Consider the following 19,692-nt stretch of genomic DNA (forward strand, 5'->3'; position numbering starts at 1 on the left):
TCAATGGTGGAATCAAATGAAGCGGAAATTATTCAATAATTATGGCAATACTCTTGAAGAGTCCAGAGCGAAAGAGAGAAGAAGATATAGATTAGCATTTCGGATCCGAGAATCTGTTCTCTCGATGCCAAAACAGTTTTCTTATATTAATGAGGGGTTATACCTGAGAGTAAGGAATCTATATTTTGCGACATTCGCCACTCTCATTGCTCTCCTGGCTTCCATATTCCCATACCTATTTGTCGCCGCGTGCGATCAGCTTCACGGAATTAATGTCATAAAGATTACAATTCTGCGTTTTGGAACCTTGTATTTTTTCGCATTCACGCTTATGATTGCAACAAAAGGCTTGAGTTTTTTTATCGGTAGCGCGATGTACATAATAATGCCCATATTCCCAACAAGGATAGCCGGGAAAATTCGAAATGATTTGGTTAAAAGTTTCAGCGGGGAAACTTTTTTAAGAATTTCCGGCATCGCTTCGATGGCCGCATTATTTTTATGGGTGTATGCAACATTCAACATTATCAAACACACCAATGAAATAACTACGGATAAAAAGCTGCTCGAATACAGCCTTTACAAAGATAAAAATTGCCATCCCAATGAACAATAAAGTGGTTTGGTTAACATAACTGAACTCTCCAATCCGGACCGGATGGCGACGGAGATTTGGGCGGGCCGGCGGGCCTCCCCCGCCTGATCCTAAAAAAAACCCAATCGCCCCTGTATCCTTCAGCCCTTGTCATTCGTCTTCCAGGCTCAAAGCCCACAGGAGAAGCGATATGGAAGAAGAGGTGAAAGCGGTTCTGGAGGCCTATCGCCAGGCGGTGTGGAACCGGGACGCGGCGGCGCTGCTGGCGCTTTATGCCGAGGACGTGGTGGTGTTCGACACCTGGGACACCTGGTCCTATCCCGACCGAGCGGCCTGGCGGCAGTCGGTGGAGGCCTGGCTGGGCGGGCTCAATGATGAGCGCGTGCAGGTCACGGCGGAGGCGGTGCGGGTGGTGGGCGGTGGTGAGGCCGCGGGCCTCAGCGCCTTCCTGACCTACACCGCCCTGACGCCGGAGGGGGCCAAGCTGCGGTCCATGCAGAACCGCTTGAGCTGGCAGTTGGTGAAGCGCGAAGGCCCCCAGGGAAAGACGGCGTGGCTCATCGCGCAGGAGCACACCTCCGTCCCCATTGCTCCCGAAAGCCTGACGGGGCATCTCAGCCGGGAATCAGATATGGATGGCCCCACCCTCCGGGAGTGAAGCCGCGTCGAGGGGACGGGCGTCGGCCATGCCGCGCGCCACCGGGCAGTGGAAGAAATCCCGGATGCGGGTGATGCGCCCGTCCCGCCAGCTGATGAAGATGAAGTTGGCGATGGTGCCGTCGCGGTAGGACAGCAGGCCGGGCTGGCCGTCGATGCTGCCAGGCACCAGATGCCAGCCCAGAAGGCGACTGTAGTTGCCAAAGTAGGGCTCTACGCCCGCGCGGCCGTGGCGCGTGAACTCCCCCATCAAATCCAGGCGTACATCGTCGGCCAGCAGGGCGCGCACGGCGTCGAAATCGCGGGCGTTGAACAGGGCGACATAGCGGGCAAGGTGCGCCCGCTCCTCCGCCGACAGCACCAGGGGTGCCGGTTCCTCCAGCGTGGCGGCCAGGGCGCGCAGCTTGGCCCGGCCCCGGTGCAGGGCGGCCTTCACCGCCGGCACGCTCATGTCCAGCATGGCCGCGATCTCCGCCAGGGTGTAGCCCAGCACGTCCATCAGGATGAGGCAGGCGCGCTGGGCCGGCGACAGCTTCATGAAGGGGCGCAGGCCGAACTCCGCCAGCTCACGCTGGCTGAGCGGGTCCGTCGTCTCCACCGCCAGATGCTCATGATCCTCCAGCGGCTCCGTCCGGCCGCCGCGCTTCAGCACGTCCAGGGCGGCGTTGCGGGCGATGCGGAACATCCAGGCCTCAGGGCTGTCCAGCCGCTCGATCCCCGGCCAGGCCTGCAATGCCTTCAACAGCGTTTCCTGCACCACGTCCTCCCCCTCCACCACCGAGCCCACCATGCGGGCGCAGAAGGTGTAGAGCCGGGGGCGCAGGTTGCGCACCAGGCGGTCGAAATCCGTCTGGGGCCGGGGGTGGATCTGAAGCATGGGAATGACGCCTTCCGCTGGGGTGCATCCCCCAAGGACGATCCAGGGCGGCGGAAGGTTACAGGGGGTGCGAAAAATATTTGCCGGTCCGGGTCCGTATCTTTTGCAGCGCCGCCAGCGTCTTAGCGGTGTTCCCCAAACCCAAGGAGCATACGCATCATGGAACTCTACACCCTTCCCGGCTCCCCCAGCGTCCGCAAGGTCCTGGCCGTCGTCCACCACCTGGGCCTGACGGTCGAGGTCCGCACCCTGGACTTCACAAAGCAGGAAACGCGGCAGCCCGGCTTCCTGGCCCTCAACCCGAACGGCATGGTGCCGGTGCTGGTGGACGGCGGCCTGACGCTGTGGGAGAGCTGCGCCATCAACCAGTACCTGGTGGCCAAGGCCGGCGGCTCATCCCTGTTTCCGGACGATCCCGCCGTGCGCGCCGACATCACGCGCTGGCAGTTCTGGGAGCAGGCGCATTTCAACAAGGCCTGGGGCACCCTGATCTTCGAAAGCATCATCAAGCCCCGCAATGGCCTGGGCGAGCCGGCGGCCGAGGTCATGGCATTTTTTCAGCAGGATCTGGCCCGCTTCGCCCCCGTGCTGGAAAGCCACCTGGCCGGCCGCACCTACCTGGTGGGCAACGGCGTCACCCTGGCCGACTACGGCCTGGTCTGCCTGGAGGGCTATCGCAGCGTAACGCCCTTTGACTGGACGCCCTTCCCCAACATCAACCGCTATCTGGACCACATGCGGGAACAGCCCGCCTGGGTGAAGGCGGCACCGAAGGTGACGGCCGTGGCAGCGTGAGGCGTCAAGCGCGGCGGGGTCACACCCGCCGCGTTCCGGTCAGCCGGCGAGTTCACGCTGCAAATCCTCCAGCGTGCCCTGGATGTGCCGGGCGGTCAGCGTCTCCACCACCGCGGCGTCGCCGGCCATCCAGGCATCGAACAGGGCGCGGTGCTCATCCCGCGCCCTGTCGTCACGGCCCTGGGGTTCCAGGTGCGCCCGGACATAGCGTTCCGACAGGATGTGCAGGCGTTCCATCAGTTGGCTGGTGATGCCGCCCGCCGGGCGGATCAGCGCCATGTGGAACGCGCGGTTGTGGGTGACGTGGCCGGTGCCGGCGGTCCCCTGCTCCCGCTCCAGCGCCAGCAGCTCGGCCCGGGCGTGCTCGCGGTCGGCCGGGGTGGCGCGCCGGGCGCCATCCGCCGTCGCCCCGGGTTCCAGCTTCAGGCGCAGGGCGAACACCTCCGTCGCCTCTTCCGCCGTCAGCGTGTTCACCACATAGCCCCGGTTGGGAAAGGAGGTGACCAGGCCATCCTGCTCCAGCCGGCCCAAGGCCTCGCGCAGGGGGATCTTGCTGATGCCCAGCTGGCTGGCCACCGCCGCCTGCTGCACGGCGGTGCCCGGCGCCATGGTGCCCAGCAGGATGTGCTCCCGCACGATTTCATAGGCCTGGTCGGGCAGGCTGCGAACGATGATGCTCATGCGGCGGATTCAGTCGGGAGAGGGTCGCGGCGAACTGCCGTGCCCCATCATAGCATTTCCCGAATGAAAATCCGCTGGCACTGTTAGCGCTAACACCTACCGGGTGGCGCGCAACAGCACCACGCCGTGCGCCGGCACCGTATGAGCGGCACCCGGCGCCACGCCGCGATGGGCCCACAGGTCGCGCACGCTGGGATGATCCCCCAGGCCCAGGGCGGGCCAATCGGCGGTCATGGCCACCGGCTTGTCCGTGCGGTTGAACAGGCCCACGGCGACCGAGCCGTCGGCCAAGGGCCGGGTCCAAACCTCCGTCCCGTCCTGCTTACGCACCGGCAAGCCTTGGCGGCCCAGCGGATCCTGGTCGATAGCGATGACCTCGGCATTGCCCAGCAGGGCCAGCGTGTCCCGGGGCATGGACCGGGCGTCATTGCCCATCAGCAAGGGGGCCGCCATCATGGCCCACAGGCTGATGTGGGTGCGATACTCTTCGGTCGTCATGCCGCCGTTGCCGACCTCCAGCATGTCCGGATCGTTCCAGCCGCCGGGGCCGGTGTGACGCGGCACGCCGTTCTTGTCGAAGCCGATGGCCGCCATGCTGGCGTAGCTGTCCTCGATGTCCCCGGTGGTGCGCCACAGGTTGCCGCCCACGTCACGGCCCCAGGCGCCCACGTCGAAGCGGCCGTATTCGCACAGGCTGTAGACGATGGGGCGGCCGGTCGCGTTCAGCGCCGCCCCCATCTGCTGATACACCGCCTGGACCGTATCGGCGGTGTGGTAGAAGCCCTCGCCCGAGCACAGGTCGTACTTCAGGTAGTCGATGCCCCATTCCGCCCAGGTGCGGGCATCCTGCTCCACATGGCCGTAGCTGCCGGCATAGCCGGCGCAGCTCTTGGGGCCGGGGGAACTGTAGATGCCCAGCTTCAGCCCCCGCGCATGGACATAGTCGGCCAGGGCCTTCATATCCGGGAACTTGGCGTTGGGATGCAGCACGCCATCGGGGCCGCGCTCCCCCTGCCAGCCGTCATCGATGTTGACATAGACATAGCCGGCGTCGCGCAGGCCGCTGCGCACCAGGGCGTCGGCGATCTCCCGCACCGTCTTGTCGTCGATGGCCTCGGCGAACTTGTTCCAGCTGCTCCACCCCATGGGCGGGGTGCGGGCCAGGCCGTTGCTGGGCACATGGGCCGGGGCGGGCAGCGGATACGTGGGAAAGTCCAGGGCCGCCATCTCCGCCGCCGTGGCGCGATGGGCGGTGGCGTCCTGCTTCTCGTACCAGACCTGGCCGGTCAACCGAATGCCCGACTCATCCGGCGCCAGGGTCAGGTCCAGGGGCTTCAGCTTGGGATTGCCGTTGTCGATATGGAAGACCAACCTTTCCCCCGCCGGGCCCTCCCCCGTCGCCTTCAGGTCCAGCATGGGCAGGTCGCCATACCATTCGGACGTGATGGTGCCGTGCAGGCCACCCGCGTCCTGGCGGATGACCATCTTGGTGAAACGGGGGAAGGACGGGGCGGCCTGGAAGACCCAGTCGCCCGTCAGATCAGCGCCCCACGCCTGGCTGGTGAGAAGAACACCGGCCAGGACGCCAAGGACACACTTGGTCATTTCAGTTCCAAAACGACCACAGACTTGGCCGGCAGGGTCACACTGACGGTGTCGCCCGACAGCTTGGCGTCACTGAAGTCTGTCGGCACCACCGTTTGCGGATGGTCGAAGGTGTTGTCGCTGTTCATGGCCGGGCCCGTCAGGATACGGCCCGTCACCTTGCCCGCCTTCAGGCCCGCCAGGCGCACCTGCACGGGGGCCGCCTTATTGGGATCGACGTTGGTCAGGGCCAGGCGGGTGACGCCGTCCGTGCCGCGACCGGCCGAGGCGCTGACGGCGGGGACGGTGCGGCCGCCCTGGCTGTAGTCCGGCCCCGTCACCGCAACGGGCAGGCTGGTGGCGCCTTGGAAGCCCTTGTACATATCGAAGACATGGTAGGTGGGCGTCAGCACCATGCGCGGCCCGTCGGTCAGGATCATGGCCTGCAGCACGTTCACCATCTGGGCGATGTTGGCCATGCGCACGCGGTCGGCATGGGCATGGAAGATGTTCAGGCTGATCGCCGCCACCACCGCGTCGCGCACGGTGTTCTGCTGCTGCAGAAAGCCGGGGTTGCTGCCCGGCGTCGGGTCGTGCCAGGTGCCCCATTCGTCCACCACCAGGGCGACCCGCTTCTCCGGGTCGTACTTGTCCATGATGGCGCTGTGGTGGCTGATGTAGGTGCCGATCTGGTAGGCGCCGAAGATGCTGGCGAACCATTCGGTCTCATTGAAGTCGGTGGCGGAGCCCTTCACCTTCCAGGTGCCCTTGGGCACGCTGTTCAGTGAGGCCACGTCGTAATAGTGCATGGACAGCGCGTCGATTTCCTTGGCCGCCCGCGCCATGATGGTCTCGGTCCAGGCGGTGTCGTCATCGCTGGGACCCACGGCGATGAACTTCGTCGGCTGGCCGGCGCCCGGCTTCAGGAAGGTGCGGGTCTGGCGCAGCAGGTCGGCATAGTAATCCGCCGTCATGTTGCCGCCGCAACCCCAGACCTCGTTGCCCACGGCGAACCAGTTCAGCGTCCAGGGCTTGTCCCGGCCGTTGGCCCGCCGCTCCTGCACCAGGCTGCCGTGGTTGTCCGCCGTCATGTAGGCGACCCAGTCGGCCATCTCGCGCACGCTGCCGCTGCCCAGGTTGCCGTTGACGTAGGTTCCGGCGCCGATCAGTTCCGAGAAGTCCATGAACTCATGGGTACCGAAGGCGTTGTTCTCTTCCACTCCGCCCCAGTTGGTGTTCACGATGACGGGGCGGCGCTCCTTGGGGCCGATGCCGTCGCGCCAATGGTATTCATCGGCGAAGCAGCCGCCGGGCCAGCGCACCACCGGCACATGCAGGGCCTTCAGCGCCTCCACCACGTCCTTGCGGTAACCGTGGATGTTAGGGATGGAGCTGTCGGGCCCCACCCAGATGCCGCCGTAGATCTGCGTGCCCAGATGCTCCGCGAACTGGCCATAGATTTCCTTGGCGATGACCGGGCCGGGATGGTCGGCCTGGACCGTCACCGTGGCCGAGGGGGCGGCGGCGAAGGCCATCGTACCGCCCAGGGCGGTGCCCGCCAGCAGAACGGCGGCGGCGAGGCGCCCGGCGGGGCGAAGAGCACGGATCATTCCTGGAGGCACTCCCTGTGGTGTTTTTAAGTCGTATAATAGTACTATCCGGCGCCAGCGAGGTTGTAAACCATTCGCGGGCCGGCGACCGCCGGAAAAGAACAAGCAGGAACAGGAGACGTCATCCGTGCCCCATCCCGTAACCCGCCGCGCCTTCCTGGCCAGCGGCGCCGGCACCGCCGCGGCGCTGGCCGCCACCGCCCCGGCGGCGGCGGCGTCCGGCGCGCCCAGCCCGGACCTGCAGCTGCTGACCTCGCGCAGCGGCGTCTACACCCCGGCCAGGGGCGAGGCGGTGCTGCAGTTCAGCTTCGATTTCCCCGAGGCGTCGGTGCAGGTGGGCCCTTTGCTGATGGGCTTCCGGGTGCAGACGTATGAGAACGCCTACGCCATCGACCCCACGGTGACGCGTGTGGTGCGCGACGGTAACCGCACCACGCTGACCTGCGACGGCCTGCTGTGGGCCGGCGGTCAGGAGAAGGCGCCGGGCACGCTGGTGGCCGAATTCATGGTGGAGGCGGACGGCACGGTGCAGTGGACGGCCAAGGCCGAGGCGCCGCACCCGGTGAAATCCATCACCACCGTGGTGCGGGGCCTGCCGCGCGGTGAAATCTCCGTCTCCGGCCAGGATTTCACCGATTTGAAGGATGATGAGAAGGTCTACGAATATCCCAACTTCTTCCATGGGGTGGCGACACCCCTGGCCGTGCTGAAGGCCGCCGATGGCCGTCACTTCGCCCTATCGGCGCGGCAGACGGCGGTACGGACCTGCCGCTTCTTCTTCCAGCCGGGGCCGGATGGCTATCGCATTGAGCTGATCCATGAGGGCGAGGGTTGGGCCAAAGCCAACAGCCTGGCGACCCCGCCGTGGCGGGTGGGACCCGCGGCGGATTACGCGGCCGCCGCCGCCCCGCACTTCGCCCATGTGGAAAAGACCTACGGCATCCCGCCGCTGGCCACCCGGCCGGACATGCCGGCGTGGATGCGGGAGGTCGACCTGGTGCTGAGCATCCACGGCGCGCACTGGACCGGCTACATCTTCAACGACTATGCCCGCATCCTGGAGATCCTGCGCTGGGCCGCCACGCAGATCGACCCGAAGCGCGTCATGGTCTTCCTGCCGGCCTGGGACGGGCGCTATTACTGGAATTACCCCCTGTACCAGCCCGACCCGCGCATGGGCGGGGCGGAAGGCTTCAAGCGCCTGGTCACCCAGGCGCAGAAGCTGGGCTTCCGCATCGTTCCCATGTTCGGCACCAACAGCGCCAACAAGGTGTGGGAGGAATTCAAGCTGTTCGCCGACGCCACGACGGAGCGCGTGGACGGCGATTCCTTCGACCTGAACTGGGTGGACTGGGACAACGACCGGTCCGGCGAGGGCTGGATGCCCTTCATGAACCTGGGGGTGGAGTCCTGGCGCCGCTGGTTGGGGGAGCGCATCTCCGCCACCATCAGGCAGTTCGGCGTCGACGGCTATTTCCTGGACATCGCCGGGGCGGCCATCAATAACACCAAGGCCGACATGCATGAGGGCACGCGCCTGCTGGTGCAGGATCTGGCCCAGCGCCACCCCGGCATCCCGCCGGTGGGGGAGATGCTGTACGACGCGCAGATGGCCTTCATCCCCATGAGCCATGTCACGCGCTACGCCCTGGCCCCGGCGGCTTATGACGGCCATGTCCGCAGCTATCAGCATCTGAGCCGCCCGGCCCCCGGCCGGGGCAGCACCGGCGTGCACGAGGCGGGCTTCGGCACCTACAAGCCCGAGATCCCGCCCCACCAGCGCGCCATCCCAACCATCACCGTGGTCGACGACACCTTCACGAAGGAACGCGCCGCCATGGCGGACTACATCAAACAGGCCAAGGCCTGGGGCGAGGCGCGGCGGAAATAAGGGCGCCAATCGACAAAAGAAAAGGCCGCCGCCCGGGGGGTTGGCGGCCTTTTCGTTTACGGGGCAGCGCCTTACACAGTCTTGTTCAGCAGGCTGGCCCGGCGGCTGTAGCCCAGGTAGATCACCAGGCCGATCACGTGCCAGATGGCGAAGTTGCGCAGCGTGGTGCCGGGCAGGGAGTACAGGAAATAGAGGCAGCCGATGACCGCCAGCGGAGCCACCACCCACACGGCGGGGCAGCGGAACAGGCGCGGCATGTCCGGCTTGGTCACGCGCAGGACCATGACGCAGACCGAGACGGAGATGAAGGCCGCCAGCGTGCCGGCGTTGGACAGCTCCGCGATGGTGGCCAGCGGCAGGAAGCCGCCGAACAGGGCCACGAACAGACCGACCAGCAGGGTCACCTTCACCGGCGAGCGGCGGTCGGCGCCCAGGTCGCTGAGGCCGCGCGGCAGCAGGCCGTCACGCGACATGACGAAGAACACGCGGGTCTGGCCGAACATCATCACCAGGATGACGCTGGGCAGGGCCACGATGGCGGCAGCCCCGATGGCCCAGGCCGCACCCGGATGGCCCAGGCTGCGCAGGATGAAGGCCAGCGGCTCGCCACTGGCGGCGAATTCGGCGAAGGGCCAGGCACCCACGGCGCAGGCGGCCACGATCATATAGATGATGGTGGAGATGACCATGGACCCCAGGATGCCGATGGTCAGGTCACGACCGGGGTTCTTCACCTCTTCCGCCGAGGTCGACACGGCGTCGAAGCCAAAGAAGGCGAAGAAGACGATGGCGGCCGCGGCCATCACGCCGCGCACATGGCCGGCGTCGTCCATGTGGGAGACGAAGCCGTAGGGCATGAACGGGGTGAAGTTCTCCGGCACCAGGCTGAACACCGTCAGGCCGACGAACACCGCCAGGGCGATGATCTTGATGGCGACCAGGGCGATGTTGACCGTGGCGCTTTCCTTCGCACCCTTGGCCAGCAGGGCCGTGACCAGCGCGGTGATGACGATGGCCGGCAGGTTGACGATACCGCCGGCATAAGGTCCCGCGATGAGTTCCTTGGGCAAATGGATGCCCATGCTTTCCAGCAGACCGACCATATAGCCGGACCAGCCCACCGCCACGGCGCTGCAGGTGACGGCATACTCCAGCACCAGGGACCAGCCGATGATCCAGGCCAGCCCCTCGCCCAATACCGAGTAGGTGTAGGTGTAGGCGCTGCCGGCCGCCGGCATCATGGTGGCCATTTCGGCGTAGGTCAGGGCCGCGAAGGCGCAGAGGATGCCGCAGGCGGCGAAGGCCAGGATGACGGCGGGGCCGGCGCGCTCGGCACCGATGCCGGTCAGGGTATAGATGCCCGTGCCGATGATGCCGCCGATGCCCAGGGCCACCAGGTGCGGCCAGCTCAAGGTCTTGCGCAACTGCCGGCTTTGGTCCACGTGCGCCAAAGCGTCCAACGCCTTACGGCGCGTCCAGAACGTCATAAAGCAGTCCCCATCTAGAACGTGTTTTAGCCCCCGCCGCCGACCTTTTCCCCTGAGGGGCCCCGCCCCCTTGCCCTGGGGCGACGCATGTCGGCTGAAAGCTGTTTGGACACCGATCAGCGCGGGCGTCAACACCTTAACTGCCCTAGCCGTTTCAAACGACATTTTGTGGCGCGGAAGGCCCGCTTTCCAACAAAAAACCCCGCCCGGGACCACCCGGGCGGGGATATCTCCGTTCCAGGCCCAGGCCTTAGAACTCCACCGTCGCACCGACGAAGATGGTGCGGCCCAGCGGGTCGTAGACACCCGGATAGGTGTTGCCGTTGCCGAAGCTGCTGAGCAGGCTGGAGGCAATGGCCGGCGGGTCGCGATCGAGGATGTTGTTCACACCCGCGCGCAGCGACAGGTAGTCGGTCATCTTGTAGGTCATCGCCAGGTCGAAGTAGCTGTACGACGGCAGCTTGGCGTTGATGCCGACAAAGTCGGAGGCCAGGAAGTCGTTGGCCGTGTTGCTGGACAGCGACGTCGGGCCGATGAAGCGCCAGTTCAGGGACACCGTGGCCGGGACCCACGGGCTGGACCAGGTGGTGCGCAACTGGTGGCGCCACCGCGGGTTGGGCTGGCCGCAGGTCGGCCCGAACAGACCGGTGCAGTCATAGGTGCCCAGGCTGGGCAGCGGCTGGGTCTCACGGGTCAGCAACACGCTGCCCGTCAGGTTGAAGTCCAGGTCGCCCCAGTTGCGGTTGACGACGTCTTCCAAGGCCAGCTTGTAGGACACGTCGATGTCGACACCCGAGGTCTGCAGGTGACCGGTGTTCTGGTTGCCGGCGATGATATAGCCGTCGGTGCCGAACAGCACGCCCGAGCCCTTGGCGCGGTGGAACAGGCCGCAGAAGTACGGATTGGCGGTCTGGACGCACTGGTTGATGACCGTCTGGGCGTCCAGCGCCGAGATGTAGCCGTCAACCTTGATGGTGTAGTAGTCCAGCGTGGCGGAGAAGTTGGGAATGAAGGTCGGGGTCAGCACCACGCCGGCGGTGAAGGTGTCCGCCGTTTCCGGCTTCAGCGCGCTGTTGCCGCCGCCCTGGGTGACGCAGACGGCCGAGGGGCAGTCGGCGATGTGGCCGTACTGGGCCGAGGTGACGCCGGTCAGGGCGCACTGGGCCGCCGAGGCCGTCGGGCTGGAGCCGGAGCAGGGATCCACCGCCGCGACGTTGCCCAGCGTGGTCGGCGCGAACAGTTCGGAGATGCTGGCGGCACGGACGGCGCGGTTGTAGCTGCCCCGGAAGCGGACGTCGCTGACCGGGGCGTACTGCAGCTCGAACTTGTAGGTGCTGACGCCGCCGTCCAGGTAGTCGTACTTGGAGTAGCGGTAGCCGGTGTTGAACAGCAGTTCCTCGACCAGGGGCTTGTCCTGGATGATGGGGAACTGCAGTTCGCCGTAGCCTTCATCCACGCTGATGCTGCCGTGGGACGGCAGGGTGCCGTTGGCCTGGGCCACCTGGTCCGCCTCGAACAGCAGCGTTTCCTCGCGGTGTTCGAAGCCCAGGGCGATGGCCGCCCCCTTCTTGGCCCACGGGCTCTTGATCCCGTACTGCTCAAGATCGCCGTTGATGGACAGGCTGCCCACCTTTTCCGTCTGGGCGCCATGGGTGTGGCTGGGGGAATAGAGGTAGTTGTAACCGGCCTGGCTGATACCGTTGTACTGGAAGACGTTGATGGGCACGCAGGTCGGATCGGTGCCGTCGATCACCGACTTGCAGGTGGGCACGCCGTTCACGTTGACGACCTCCAGGGCGCGCTGCGCCTTGGTGTTGTCGACGTTGTTCATGTAGGTCTCGTTCAGGATGGCCTTGGACCACAGGAAGTTGGCGTCGTAGCTCCAGCCGTCCCACACCTCGCCGCGGAAGCCGCCGGTGAAGCGGTAATCGATATGGCGCAGGTCGTCACGGCGCGGCTGGCTGCCGGGGCCGGTCAGACGGTAACCGATAAAGGTCTGCGCATCGGTGTTGGTGCCGGCGTCGGCGCCGCACAGCGTGGACGCCTGGGCCGACGACATCAGCGGGTTGTTGCAGTTGATGTTGAACGTCGTGCCCTGGAACAGCGCGGACGGTGCCGCCTGCGAGAAGCTGTGGTCGTTCATGTACATGAAGTTGCCGTAGGCTTCGATTTCCTTGGCAAATTCATAGTGGGCGGCCAGGCCGCCGGTCTCGCGCTTGTCGGTGCGCTGGATGTAGTTGGTAGGCGTGTAGTTGTAGGCGAAGCTGCTGTTGTACGGCACCCAGGTCTTGCTGCCGTCCTTGGCGTTCACCAGGGTGGTGTTCGCGTTGGGACCCGATAGCGGATAGAACAGGCCATAGGCGTTGTTGCTGGAGCCGCCGCAGATGAAGGTGTTGGCGTCCTTCAGGTTCAGGTCGCAGTTGGAATAGTCACGCTTATTCTGCGTCACCGGCATGGAATAGTGATAGCCGGCGAACAGCGTGACGTTGCCCTTCTTGCCGTCGAAGTTGGTGCCGGCGGCGACGCTGATGTCCTTCTTGATGCCGTCCCACACCTCGCTGGGCGCGGTGGTGAAGTTCTTGGCCTGGCTGAGGGACCGCAGGGCGGTGTTGCCGTTGTCGTGCTGCGCGATGCTGTACTGCACGTCGGCGCGCACGCCATCCAGGTTCTTGCGCAGGATGAAGTTCACGACACCCGACACGGCGTCGGAACCGTACACCGCCGAGGCGCCGCCCGAGACCACATCCACCCGGTCCACCATCGCGGTGGGGATGAAGTTGATGTCGGCGGTTTCCGGCGGCAGCATGCGCTGGCCGTCGATCAGCACCAGGTTTCGGTTGGAACCCAGGTTGCGCAGGTTGACGCGCGACGTGCCGTCGGCGCCGTTGGACACGTTATCGTTGGCGTCCGCCGTCACCTGCGGCAGACGGTTCAGGGCGTCCACCATATTGGTCGTGCCCTGATACTGCAGGTCCTGCGACCCCACCGTGGTCAGGGGGCTGGCCGTCGTCAGGTTCGCCTGCTTGATGCGCGAACCGGTGATGACGATTTCCTGCAGGTCATCGACGGACTGGGCCAGCGCCTGGCCACCCGCCATCAATGCCACCATGGCGGCCCCCGCCGCCAGGACCGACGCGCGGCCCGAGCGGAGCACCGACCCGGGGGCGGACTTCGCATGAATCTTTTGCATTCTTATCTCCCAGACCGCGCACCCCCGTTAGTGCGCGCTGAACAACCGTCCCGCAAATGCCACGGACCTGTCAAATATCTTATATCGTATATCGTATGATTTATTCGAAAGTGTGTCGCCGACGCATCAGCGGCGACCAAACTTTGCGCTACTTCAAATAGTTAAGTCGCGTCGCGACAGACAAACGCCGAAAACCGCCCTCCCCGGCGGGGAGGGCGGTTGCAGGTGTGTCGCCGTAAAAAATTACCCATCCGACTTAGGATGGGCGCCGGTGCGCGGGCGTGGCGCTTATACGTGCGGCATTTGATCGTGACCGCTCAAATGCCCCCTCAGGCGCCGGGCGGCCACATCCGTGGCCTTGGCTCGATTTCCAGTCCGCCTTCGGCTCCCCAGAAATCTCCGGCACCCGCAGTCGCGGGCTACAGCGCCGTCACGGTCACCGCTTCCGCTTCCTTCACCGTCAGCGGGTTGCGCAGCGGCAGGCCGAAGGGTGCGGCCTCCACCTCGAACCGGTCGCCCGGCCGGGTGGTGAAGCCGTCGCTGAACGACAGGGTGGCGGTGCCGAAATAATGCGCATGGGCATCGCCGGGGCGGCGGAAGCCGGCGTACTTGAAGTGATGGTGTTCCAGGTTGGCCAGGCTGTGGCACATGTTGGCCTCACCCGACAGGAAGGGCTTCTCCCACGCCACCTGGCCATCGCGGACGATGCGCGTCGTCCCCCGGATGTCGGCCGGCAGCGGCCCCACCAGCAGTTCCGGCCCGAAGGAGCAGGGGCGCAGCTTGGAATGCGCCAGGTAGAGATAGTTCTGCCGCTCCGTCACGTGGTCGGAGAACTCGTTGCCCAAGGCGTAGCCCAGGCGGAAAGGCGTGCCGTCGGGACCGATGACGTAGAGGCCCACGATCTCCGGCTCCTCCCCGCCGTCCAGGGCGAAGGCGGGAGAGGCCAGCGGCGCCTCGGGCGCCGTGACGATGCTGCCGTCCCCCTTGAAGAACCATTCCGGCTGCGCCCCCACCTGCCCTGCGGCCGGCTTGCCGCCCTCCAGCCCCAGGCGGAACATGCGCATCGAATCGGTCTGCTTGGCGGGATCGGCCAGATCCTTGTGCATCTTGTCCCGGCCCTCCGCCGACCCAAGGTGGGTCAGGCCCGTGCCGGTGACCAGCAGGTGGGCGGTATCGGGATGGTCCAGCGGCGCCAACAGGCGGCCCTCGGCCACCAAGGCAGCCAGGTCCACGGCACCGCCCACGCCCGCCGCCTCGACCACCGCCGCAAAACCCGTGCCCCCGGCGATGGCCCGCTGCGCCAGCTCATAGATGCTGGCGACGCCCGGCACCGTGTGCGCCGGGCCATCATCGTGGCGGGCGGCGACGGCACGGGCGCCCGTGGCGTCGACATATTGGAGGAGACGCAGGACCATGGGTGTTTCCCTGACGATTGTTTTGCGTGACTGTGGTCCACCCTGCCGGGATGACGGCACCAGAGGGCTGGACGTGCTCATTTAATAATACTATTTCTGTCTAGTCCAAGCCCTTTTCGGGGGCAAGCGACTTCGTCACACGGGGACGACGTTCGGGGATGCAAAGGGGCTTGAGTAGCCCCCATAAATAATATCATATGACCCATAACAAACGGCCGCCATCTCCTGGAAAGGATAGTCGGCGGACGGCCCCGACGGGGTGAACATGAGACAGGGATGGATATGAAAACGCTGCTGGGAAGCCGGAAAATCTCTCGCCAGGGTCTGGCGCGTCGGATGCTGGGTATCGGAACGGCGGTGCTGCTGGGCAGCCTGGCGGCCGGATGCGACAGCGGCGACAAGAAGGGCCTGACGGTGGGCTTTTCCCAGATCGGGTCGGAATCCGGCTGGCGCGCCGCGGAGACCAAGCTGGCCCGCCAGGGGGCGGAGCAGCGGGGCATCACCCTGAAATTCTCCGACGCGCAGCAGCGCCAGGAAAACCAGATCAAGGCCGTGCGTTCCTTCATCGCGCAGGGCGTGGACGCCATCCTGCTGGCCCCCGTGGTCTCCAGCGGTTGGGATGAGGTGCTGGGCGAGGCCAAGGCCGCCAACATCCCCGTCATCCTGCTGGACCGGCAGATCGACACACCCAACGTCGACCTCTACCTGACGGCTGTCACCTCGGACACCATCGAGGAGGGGCGCGTGGCCGGCCGCTGGCTGGCGGGCAAGGTGCAGGGCCGCGATTGCCGCATCGTGGAAATCCAGGGCACGGTGGGCGCCAGCCTGGTGGCCAACCGCAAGAAGGGCTTCGAGGAGGCCATCGCGACCGCCCCCAACCTGCACCTGGTGCGCACCCAGTCGGGCGAGTTCACCCGCGCCAAGGGCAAGGAGGTCATGGAGGGCTTCCTGAAGGCCGAGGCGCCGGGCAGCATCTGCGCCGTCTATGCCCACAACGACGACATGATGATCGGCGCCATCCAGGCCATCAAGGAGGCGGGCCTGAAGCCGGGTACCGACATCCTGACCGTGTCCATCGACGGTGTGCCCGATATCTTCAAGGCCATGGCCGATGGCGATGCCAACGCCACCGTGGAACTGGCCCCGGACATGGCGCCGCGCGCCTACGACATCCTGCTGGCCTACCGCAAGGACCACGCCCCGCCGCCCAAGTGGGTGCAGACGCCGTCCAAGCTGTATGAGCCCGACACCGCCGCCGCTGAATACGCCCGTCGCAAGGACCTGTACTGATGGCGGTCACCCCACCCCCGGTGGTGCTGGCGGCCCGGGGCCTGACCCGGCAGTATCCCGGCGTGCGCGCCCTGGACGGCGTGGACCTGACCCTGCGGGCGGGCGAAATCCACGCCCTGCTGGGGGAGAACGGCGCCGGCAAGTCAACGCTGATCAACCTGCTGACGGGCGCCCAGCCGCGTGACGGCGGCACCATCACCGTGGACGGCGTGGAGATCGATCCGGACGGCCCCGGCGGGGCGGTGAAGGCCGGCATCGCCGCCGTCTATCAGGAGATCACGCTGCTGCCCAACCTGTCGGTGGCGCAGAACCTGTATCTGGGGCGGGAGCCGACGCGCTGGGGCCTGGTGCACCGGTCGCGCATGAACCGGGAGGGTGCGGCCCTGCTGCGCCGCTTCGGCCTCACCATCGACGCCAGCCGGCCGTTGTCCGACTTTTCCACCGCCGTGCAGCAGCTGATCGCCATCGCCCGGGCGGTGGACCTGTCGGCCAAGGTGCTGATCCTGGACGAACCCACCGCCAGCCTGGACACGGCGGAGGTGCAGACCCTGTTCACCCTGCTGCGCAGCTTGCGCGACCAGGGCCTGGCCATCGTCTTCGTCACCCATTTCCTGGACCAGGTCTATGCCCTGACCGACCGCATCACCGTGCTGCGCAACGGCCGGTTGGTGGGGGAGCGGCGGACCGCCGACCTGCCCCGCCTGGACCTGGTGGCCATGATGCTGGGCAAGACACCCACGGCGGAAAGCCACCTGAGCCGCCGCCCGGCCGCGGCCATCCCCGCCGGCGCCCCGCTGGTGCGGGCGGAAGGCCTGGGCCGGCGCCGCTTGGTGGGGGCTTTCGACGCGGCGCTGCACGCCGGCGCCGTGCTGGGGGCCGCCGGGCTGCTGGGCTCCGGCCGCACGGAAACCGCCCTGTTGCTGTTCGGGGTGGAGACGGCCGACCAGGGCCAGCTGCTGGTCGACGGCAAGGCCGTCACCCTGCGCAGCCCGCGCGACGCCATCCGCCTGGGTTTCGGCTTTTGCCCGGAGGATCGCAAGCTGGATGGCATCGTCGCCGGCCTCAGCATCCGGGAAAACATCGTGCTGGCCCTGCAGGCCAAGCGCGGCTGGTGGCGACGTCTGTCCACGGCGCAGCAGCATGAGTTGGCCAACCGTTACATCAAACTGCTGGACATCCGCACACCGGATGCGGAAAAGCCCATCCAGCTGCTGTCGGGCGGCAACCAGCAGAAGGCATTGCTGGCCCGCTGGCTGGCCACCGAACCCCGCCTGCTGATCCTGGATGAGCCCACGCGCGGCATCGACGTGGGCGCCCATGCCGAAATCGTGCGCCTGCTGGAGGACCTGCGGGACCGGGGCATGGCCCTCTACGTCATCTCGTCCGAGATCGAGGAAGTGGCCGCCTACTCCGACCGGGTGCTGGTCATGCGCGATCGCGCCCCCGCCGGCCTGCTGGAAGGGGACTCCATCACCCCCGCCGCCATCGTCAACGCCATCGCGGCGGACCATCACACCCAAGGTGCGGCATGAGCGCCTTTATTCTGATCCGCCTGAAAGCCGCGCGGCCACAGCTGGCGCTGCTGGTGCTGGCGCTGCTGGTCAATGTCTTCGTGGCACCGGGCTTCCTGGACTTGCGCCTGCAGGACGGGCGGCTGTTCGGCGGCCTGATCGACATCCTGAACCGGGGGGCGCCCGTCATGCTGCTGGCCGTGGGCATGGCCCCGGTCATCGCCACGCGCGGTATCGATCTGTCGGTGGGCGTCATCATGGCGATATCCGGCGCCGTCGCGGCGGCGGGCGTGAACGCCGGCCTCGCTTGGCCACTGGCCATCCTGGCGGCGCTGGCCACCGGCCTGGTCTGCGGCCTGTGGAACGGGCTGCTGGTCGCGGTGTTCCGCCTGCAGCCCATCGTCGCCACGCTGATCCTGATGGTGGCCGGACGCGGCATCGCCCAGCTGATCACCGAGGGCCGCATCCTGACCTTCACCGAGCCGCACCTGATCGCCGTGGCCGGCGCGACGCTGGCGGCGCTGCCCCTGCCGGTGGTGCTGGCCCTGGCCGCCGCGGGCCTTACCGGCCTGCTGGTGCGGGCGACCGCGCTGGGGCTGTTCGTTGAGGCGGTGGGCACCAATCCGCGCTCAAGCCGCCTGGCCGGCGTCCATACCAGCCTGGTGCTGGGCGCCGTCTATGTCTGGTCCGGTCTGATGGCGGCGCTGGCCGGCCTGATCGCCACGGCCGACATCAAGGGGGCCGACGCCAACAACGCCGGCCTGTGGCTGGAGCTGGACGCCATCCTGGCCGTCGTCATCGGTGGCACCAGCCTGTATGGCGGGCGGTTCAGCATTGGCCGCTCCGTCCTGGGCGCCCTGGTCTTGCAGGCCATGCGTACCGCCATCCTGCGGGCGGGCCTGCCGCCGGAGTTGAACCTGGTGCTGATGGCGCTGGTGGTCGCCGCCGTGCTGACCCAGCAATCGCCCGCCTTCCGGCCGTTGGCCCAGTCCCTGCTGGCGCGCTTCAAGAATAAGGAGGCCCAGGCGTGATGGGCCGTTTCATGAACACCCGCACCCTGCCGCTGCTGGCGACGGTGGTGGTCTTCGTCCTGATCTATGCCGTCTGCGCCGCCCAATATCCGGCCATGCTGGGCCTGCGCGTCATGGGCAACCTGCTGACAGACAACGCCTTTCTGGGCATCCTGGCGGTCGGCATGACCGTGGTGGTGGTGGCCGGCGGCATCGACCTGTCGGTGGGCGCCGTCATGGGCTTGACCACGGTGGCGCTGGCCCGCCTGATCGAGGGCGCCGGCCTGCCCCCGGCGCTGGCCTTCGCCCTGGTGCTGGCGCTGGGTGGCCTGTTCGGCGCCGGCGTGGGTGCCGCCATCCATTACCTGAAGGCGCCGGCCTTCATCGTCACCCTGACGGCCATGTTCCTCGCCCGGGGCTGCGCCCTGCTGATCAGCACCGATTCCATCCCCATCCACAACGCCGCCTACGACACCCTCGCAGCCGCAGCCCTGACCCTGCCCGGGGGCGGCCGGCTGACGCTGGTGGCCGGCATCATGCTGCTGACCTTCCTGGCCGGGGGTATCCTGCTGCACGGCACACGCTTCGGCGCGCGGGTGTTCGCGCTGGGCGGCAACGGCCATTTCGCCCAGTTGATGGGCATCAACACCGGGCGCACCACGATCCTGGTGCATGCCTTCTGCAGTCTGATGGCGGCGCTGGCCGGCATCGTCTTCTCCCTCTACACCCGGTCCGGCTATGCCCTGACGGGCACCGGGGTGGAGCTGGACGCCATCGCGGCGGTGGTCATCGGCGGCACGCTGCTGACCGGCGGCGTGGGTGGCGTGGCCGGCTCTTTCATCGGCGTGCTGATCCAGGGGCTGATCCTGACCTGGATCACCTTCGACGGCACGCTGTCCAGCTGGTGGACCAAAATCGCCATCGGGGCCCTGCTCTTCCTGTTCATCGCCGTACAACGCTTGATTTTGGTGGCCTCCGCCCGGTATGGCCGGTCGGGGGCAGGTCCCGCCGCGCCCAACACGCCCAATCAGGCCACGTCGGCCCCCGCTTCCCGTCCCTCCTCCGGCGCCGCCGCGCCGTCCGCCAGCTGAGCCGCGCC

The 19,692-nt window shown here is 66.5% G+C and carries 15 protein-coding genes; 8 read left to right on the forward strand and 7 right to left on the reverse strand.

The features are described from left to right. Positions 1-16 precede the first annotated feature (16 nt). Complete coding sequence (locus P5F91_RS27085; RefSeq protein WP_277908772.1) at positions 17-616, forward strand: hypothetical protein; 600 nt, start codon at positions 17-19, stop codon at positions 614-616. A 169-nt stretch (positions 617-785) separates the two neighbouring features. Continuing rightward, complete coding sequence (locus P5F91_RS27090; protein WP_277908773.1) at positions 786-1,253, forward strand: SgcJ/EcaC family oxidoreductase; 468 nt, start codon at positions 786-788, stop codon at positions 1,251-1,253. On the opposite strand, the gene P5F91_RS27095 is transcribed toward P5F91_RS27090, so the two are convergent. Further along, positions 1,221-2,129 carry a sigma-70 family RNA polymerase sigma factor gene (locus P5F91_RS27095; RefSeq protein ID WP_145610289.1) on the reverse strand — a complete coding sequence of 303 codons (909 nt, stop codon included), beginning with the start codon at positions 2,127-2,129 and terminating at the stop codon, positions 1,221-1,223. The two genes, P5F91_RS27090 and P5F91_RS27095, sit on opposite strands and share 33 nt — an antisense overlap. 159 nt (positions 2,130-2,288) lie before the next feature. Here P5F91_RS27095 and P5F91_RS27100 point away from each other — a divergent pair, with 159 nt between their 5' ends. After that, positions 2,289-2,924 carry a glutathione S-transferase family protein gene (locus P5F91_RS27100; protein WP_145610290.1) on the forward strand — a complete coding sequence of 212 codons (636 nt, stop codon included), beginning with the start codon at positions 2,289-2,291 and terminating at the stop codon, positions 2,922-2,924. 39 nt (positions 2,925-2,963) lie between these two features. Here P5F91_RS27100 and P5F91_RS27105 read toward each other — a convergent pair whose 3' ends face one another. The 3 genes from P5F91_RS27105 to P5F91_RS27115 all read right to left on the reverse strand — a co-directional run bounded on the left by P5F91_RS27105 (position 2,964) and on the right by P5F91_RS27115 (position 6,799). Further along, a complete protein-coding gene (locus P5F91_RS27105) occupies positions 2,964-3,605 on the reverse strand; it encodes a GntR family transcriptional regulator (RefSeq protein ID WP_145610291.1) in 642 nt (213 codons plus the stop codon). 96 nt (positions 3,606-3,701) lie between these two features. Beyond that, on the reverse strand, positions 3,702-5,210 hold the full coding sequence (locus tag P5F91_RS27110) for a glycoside hydrolase family 27 protein (protein WP_277908774.1): 1,509 nt from the start codon (positions 5,208-5,210) through the stop codon (positions 3,702-3,704). Next, positions 5,207-6,799 carry an alpha-N-arabinofuranosidase gene (locus tag P5F91_RS27115; protein ID WP_277908775.1) on the reverse strand — a complete coding sequence of 531 codons (1,593 nt, stop codon included), beginning with the start codon at positions 6,797-6,799 and terminating at the stop codon, positions 5,207-5,209. Before P5F91_RS27115 ends, P5F91_RS27110 begins: the two co-directional genes overlap by 4 nt. A gap of 127 nt (positions 6,800-6,926) precedes the next feature. On the opposite strand from P5F91_RS27115, the gene P5F91_RS27120 reads away from it, so the two are divergent. Next, on the forward strand, positions 6,927-8,690 hold the full coding sequence (locus tag P5F91_RS27120; RefSeq protein WP_277908776.1) for an alpha-amylase family protein: 1,764 nt from the start codon (positions 6,927-6,929) through the stop codon (positions 8,688-8,690). 71 nt (positions 8,691-8,761) lie between these two features. Here P5F91_RS27120 and P5F91_RS27125 read toward each other — a convergent pair whose 3' ends face one another. The 3 genes from P5F91_RS27125 to araD1 all read right to left on the reverse strand — a co-directional run bounded on the left by P5F91_RS27125 (position 8,762) and on the right by araD1 (position 14,782). Then, positions 8,762-10,177 (reverse strand): amino acid permease, encoded by a 1,416-nt coding sequence (locus P5F91_RS27125; protein WP_145610293.1) that lies wholly within the window; start codon positions 10,175-10,177, stop codon positions 8,762-8,764. Positions 10,178-10,427: 250 nt separating this feature from the next. Next, positions 10,428-13,367 carry a TonB-dependent receptor domain-containing protein gene (locus P5F91_RS27130; RefSeq protein WP_277908777.1) on the reverse strand — a complete coding sequence of 980 codons (2,940 nt, stop codon included), beginning with the start codon at positions 13,365-13,367 and terminating at the stop codon, positions 10,428-10,430. A gap of 419 nt (positions 13,368-13,786) precedes the next feature. After that, positions 13,787-14,782: an AraD1 family protein gene (gene araD1 / locus P5F91_RS27135; RefSeq protein WP_277908778.1), complete on the reverse strand. Its 996-nt coding sequence runs from the start codon at positions 14,780-14,782 to the stop codon at positions 13,787-13,789. A gap of 276 nt (positions 14,783-15,058) precedes the next feature. Between araD1 and ytfQ the strand changes: the two genes are divergently transcribed. From ytfQ to yjfF, 4 genes are read left to right on the forward strand one after another with little or no spacing between them, the layout of a single operon-like run. Beyond that, positions 15,059-16,072 (forward strand): galactofuranose ABC transporter, galactofuranose-binding protein YtfQ, encoded by a 1,014-nt coding sequence (gene ytfQ, locus P5F91_RS27140; protein WP_277908779.1) that lies wholly within the window; start codon positions 15,059-15,061, stop codon positions 16,070-16,072. After that, positions 16,072-17,604, forward strand: coding sequence for a sugar ABC transporter ATP-binding protein (locus P5F91_RS27145; RefSeq protein WP_277908780.1), 1,533 nt, complete (start codon positions 16,072-16,074; stop codon positions 17,602-17,604). The genes ytfQ and P5F91_RS27145 overlap by 1 nt, the downstream gene beginning before the upstream one ends. Next, complete coding sequence (locus P5F91_RS27150) at positions 17,601-18,614, forward strand: ABC transporter permease (RefSeq protein ID WP_277908781.1); 1,014 nt, start codon at positions 17,601-17,603, stop codon at positions 18,612-18,614. The genes P5F91_RS27145 and P5F91_RS27150 overlap by 4 nt, the downstream gene beginning before the upstream one ends. Then, complete coding sequence (gene yjfF / locus P5F91_RS27155) at positions 18,614-19,684, forward strand: galactofuranose ABC transporter, permease protein YjfF (protein ID WP_277908948.1); 1,071 nt, start codon at positions 18,614-18,616, stop codon at positions 19,682-19,684. The genes P5F91_RS27150 and yjfF overlap by 1 nt, the downstream gene beginning before the upstream one ends. Positions 19,685-19,692: the final 8 nt, after the last annotated feature.

The sequence above is a fragment of the Nitrospirillum amazonense genome, from assembly GCF_029594735.1.
Classification (GTDB): Bacteria; Pseudomonadota; Alphaproteobacteria; order Azospirillales; family Azospirillaceae; genus Nitrospirillum; species Nitrospirillum amazonense.

Coding starts and splice junctions, on each gene's coding strand:
- P5F91_RS27125 (WP_145610293.1), bottom strand. CDS start 10,177: ATGACGTTCTGGACGCGCCGTAAGGCGTTGGACGCTTTGGCGCACGTG.
- P5F91_RS27130 (WP_277908777.1), bottom strand. CDS start 13,367: ATGCAAAAGATTCATGCGAAGTCCGCCCCCGGGTCGGTGCTCCGCTCG.
- P5F91_RS27115 (WP_277908775.1), bottom strand. CDS start 6,799: ATGATCCGTGCTCTTCGCCCCGCCGGGCGCCTCGCCGCCGCCGTTCTG.
- araD1 (WP_277908778.1), bottom strand. CDS start 14,782: ATGGTCCTGCGTCTCCTCCAATATGTCGACGCCACGGGCGCCCGTGCC.
- P5F91_RS27095 (WP_145610289.1), bottom strand. CDS start 2,129: ATGCTTCAGATCCACCCCCGGCCCCAGACGGATTTCGACCGCCTGGTG.
- P5F91_RS27110 (WP_277908774.1), bottom strand. CDS start 5,210: ATGACCAAGTGTGTCCTTGGCGTCCTGGCCGGTGTTCTTCTCACCAGC.
- yjfF (WP_277908948.1), top strand. CDS start 18,614: ATGGGCCGTTTCATGAACACCCGCACCCTGCCGCTGCTGGCGACGGTG.
- P5F91_RS27145 (WP_277908780.1), top strand. CDS start 16,072: ATGGCGGTCACCCCACCCCCGGTGGTGCTGGCGGCCCGGGGCCTGACC.
- P5F91_RS27090 (WP_277908773.1), top strand. CDS start 786: ATGGAAGAAGAGGTGAAAGCGGTTCTGGAGGCCTATCGCCAGGCGGTG.
- P5F91_RS27085 (WP_277908772.1), top strand. CDS start 17: ATGAAGCGGAAATTATTCAATAATTATGGCAATACTCTTGAAGAGTCC.
- P5F91_RS27150 (WP_277908781.1), top strand. CDS start 17,601: ATGAGCGCCTTTATTCTGATCCGCCTGAAAGCCGCGCGGCCACAGCTG.
- ytfQ (WP_277908779.1), top strand. CDS start 15,059: ATGGATATGAAAACGCTGCTGGGAAGCCGGAAAATCTCTCGCCAGGGT.
- P5F91_RS27100 (WP_145610290.1), top strand. CDS start 2,289: ATGGAACTCTACACCCTTCCCGGCTCCCCCAGCGTCCGCAAGGTCCTG.
- P5F91_RS27105 (WP_145610291.1), bottom strand. CDS start 3,605: ATGAGCATCATCGTTCGCAGCCTGCCCGACCAGGCCTATGAAATCGTG.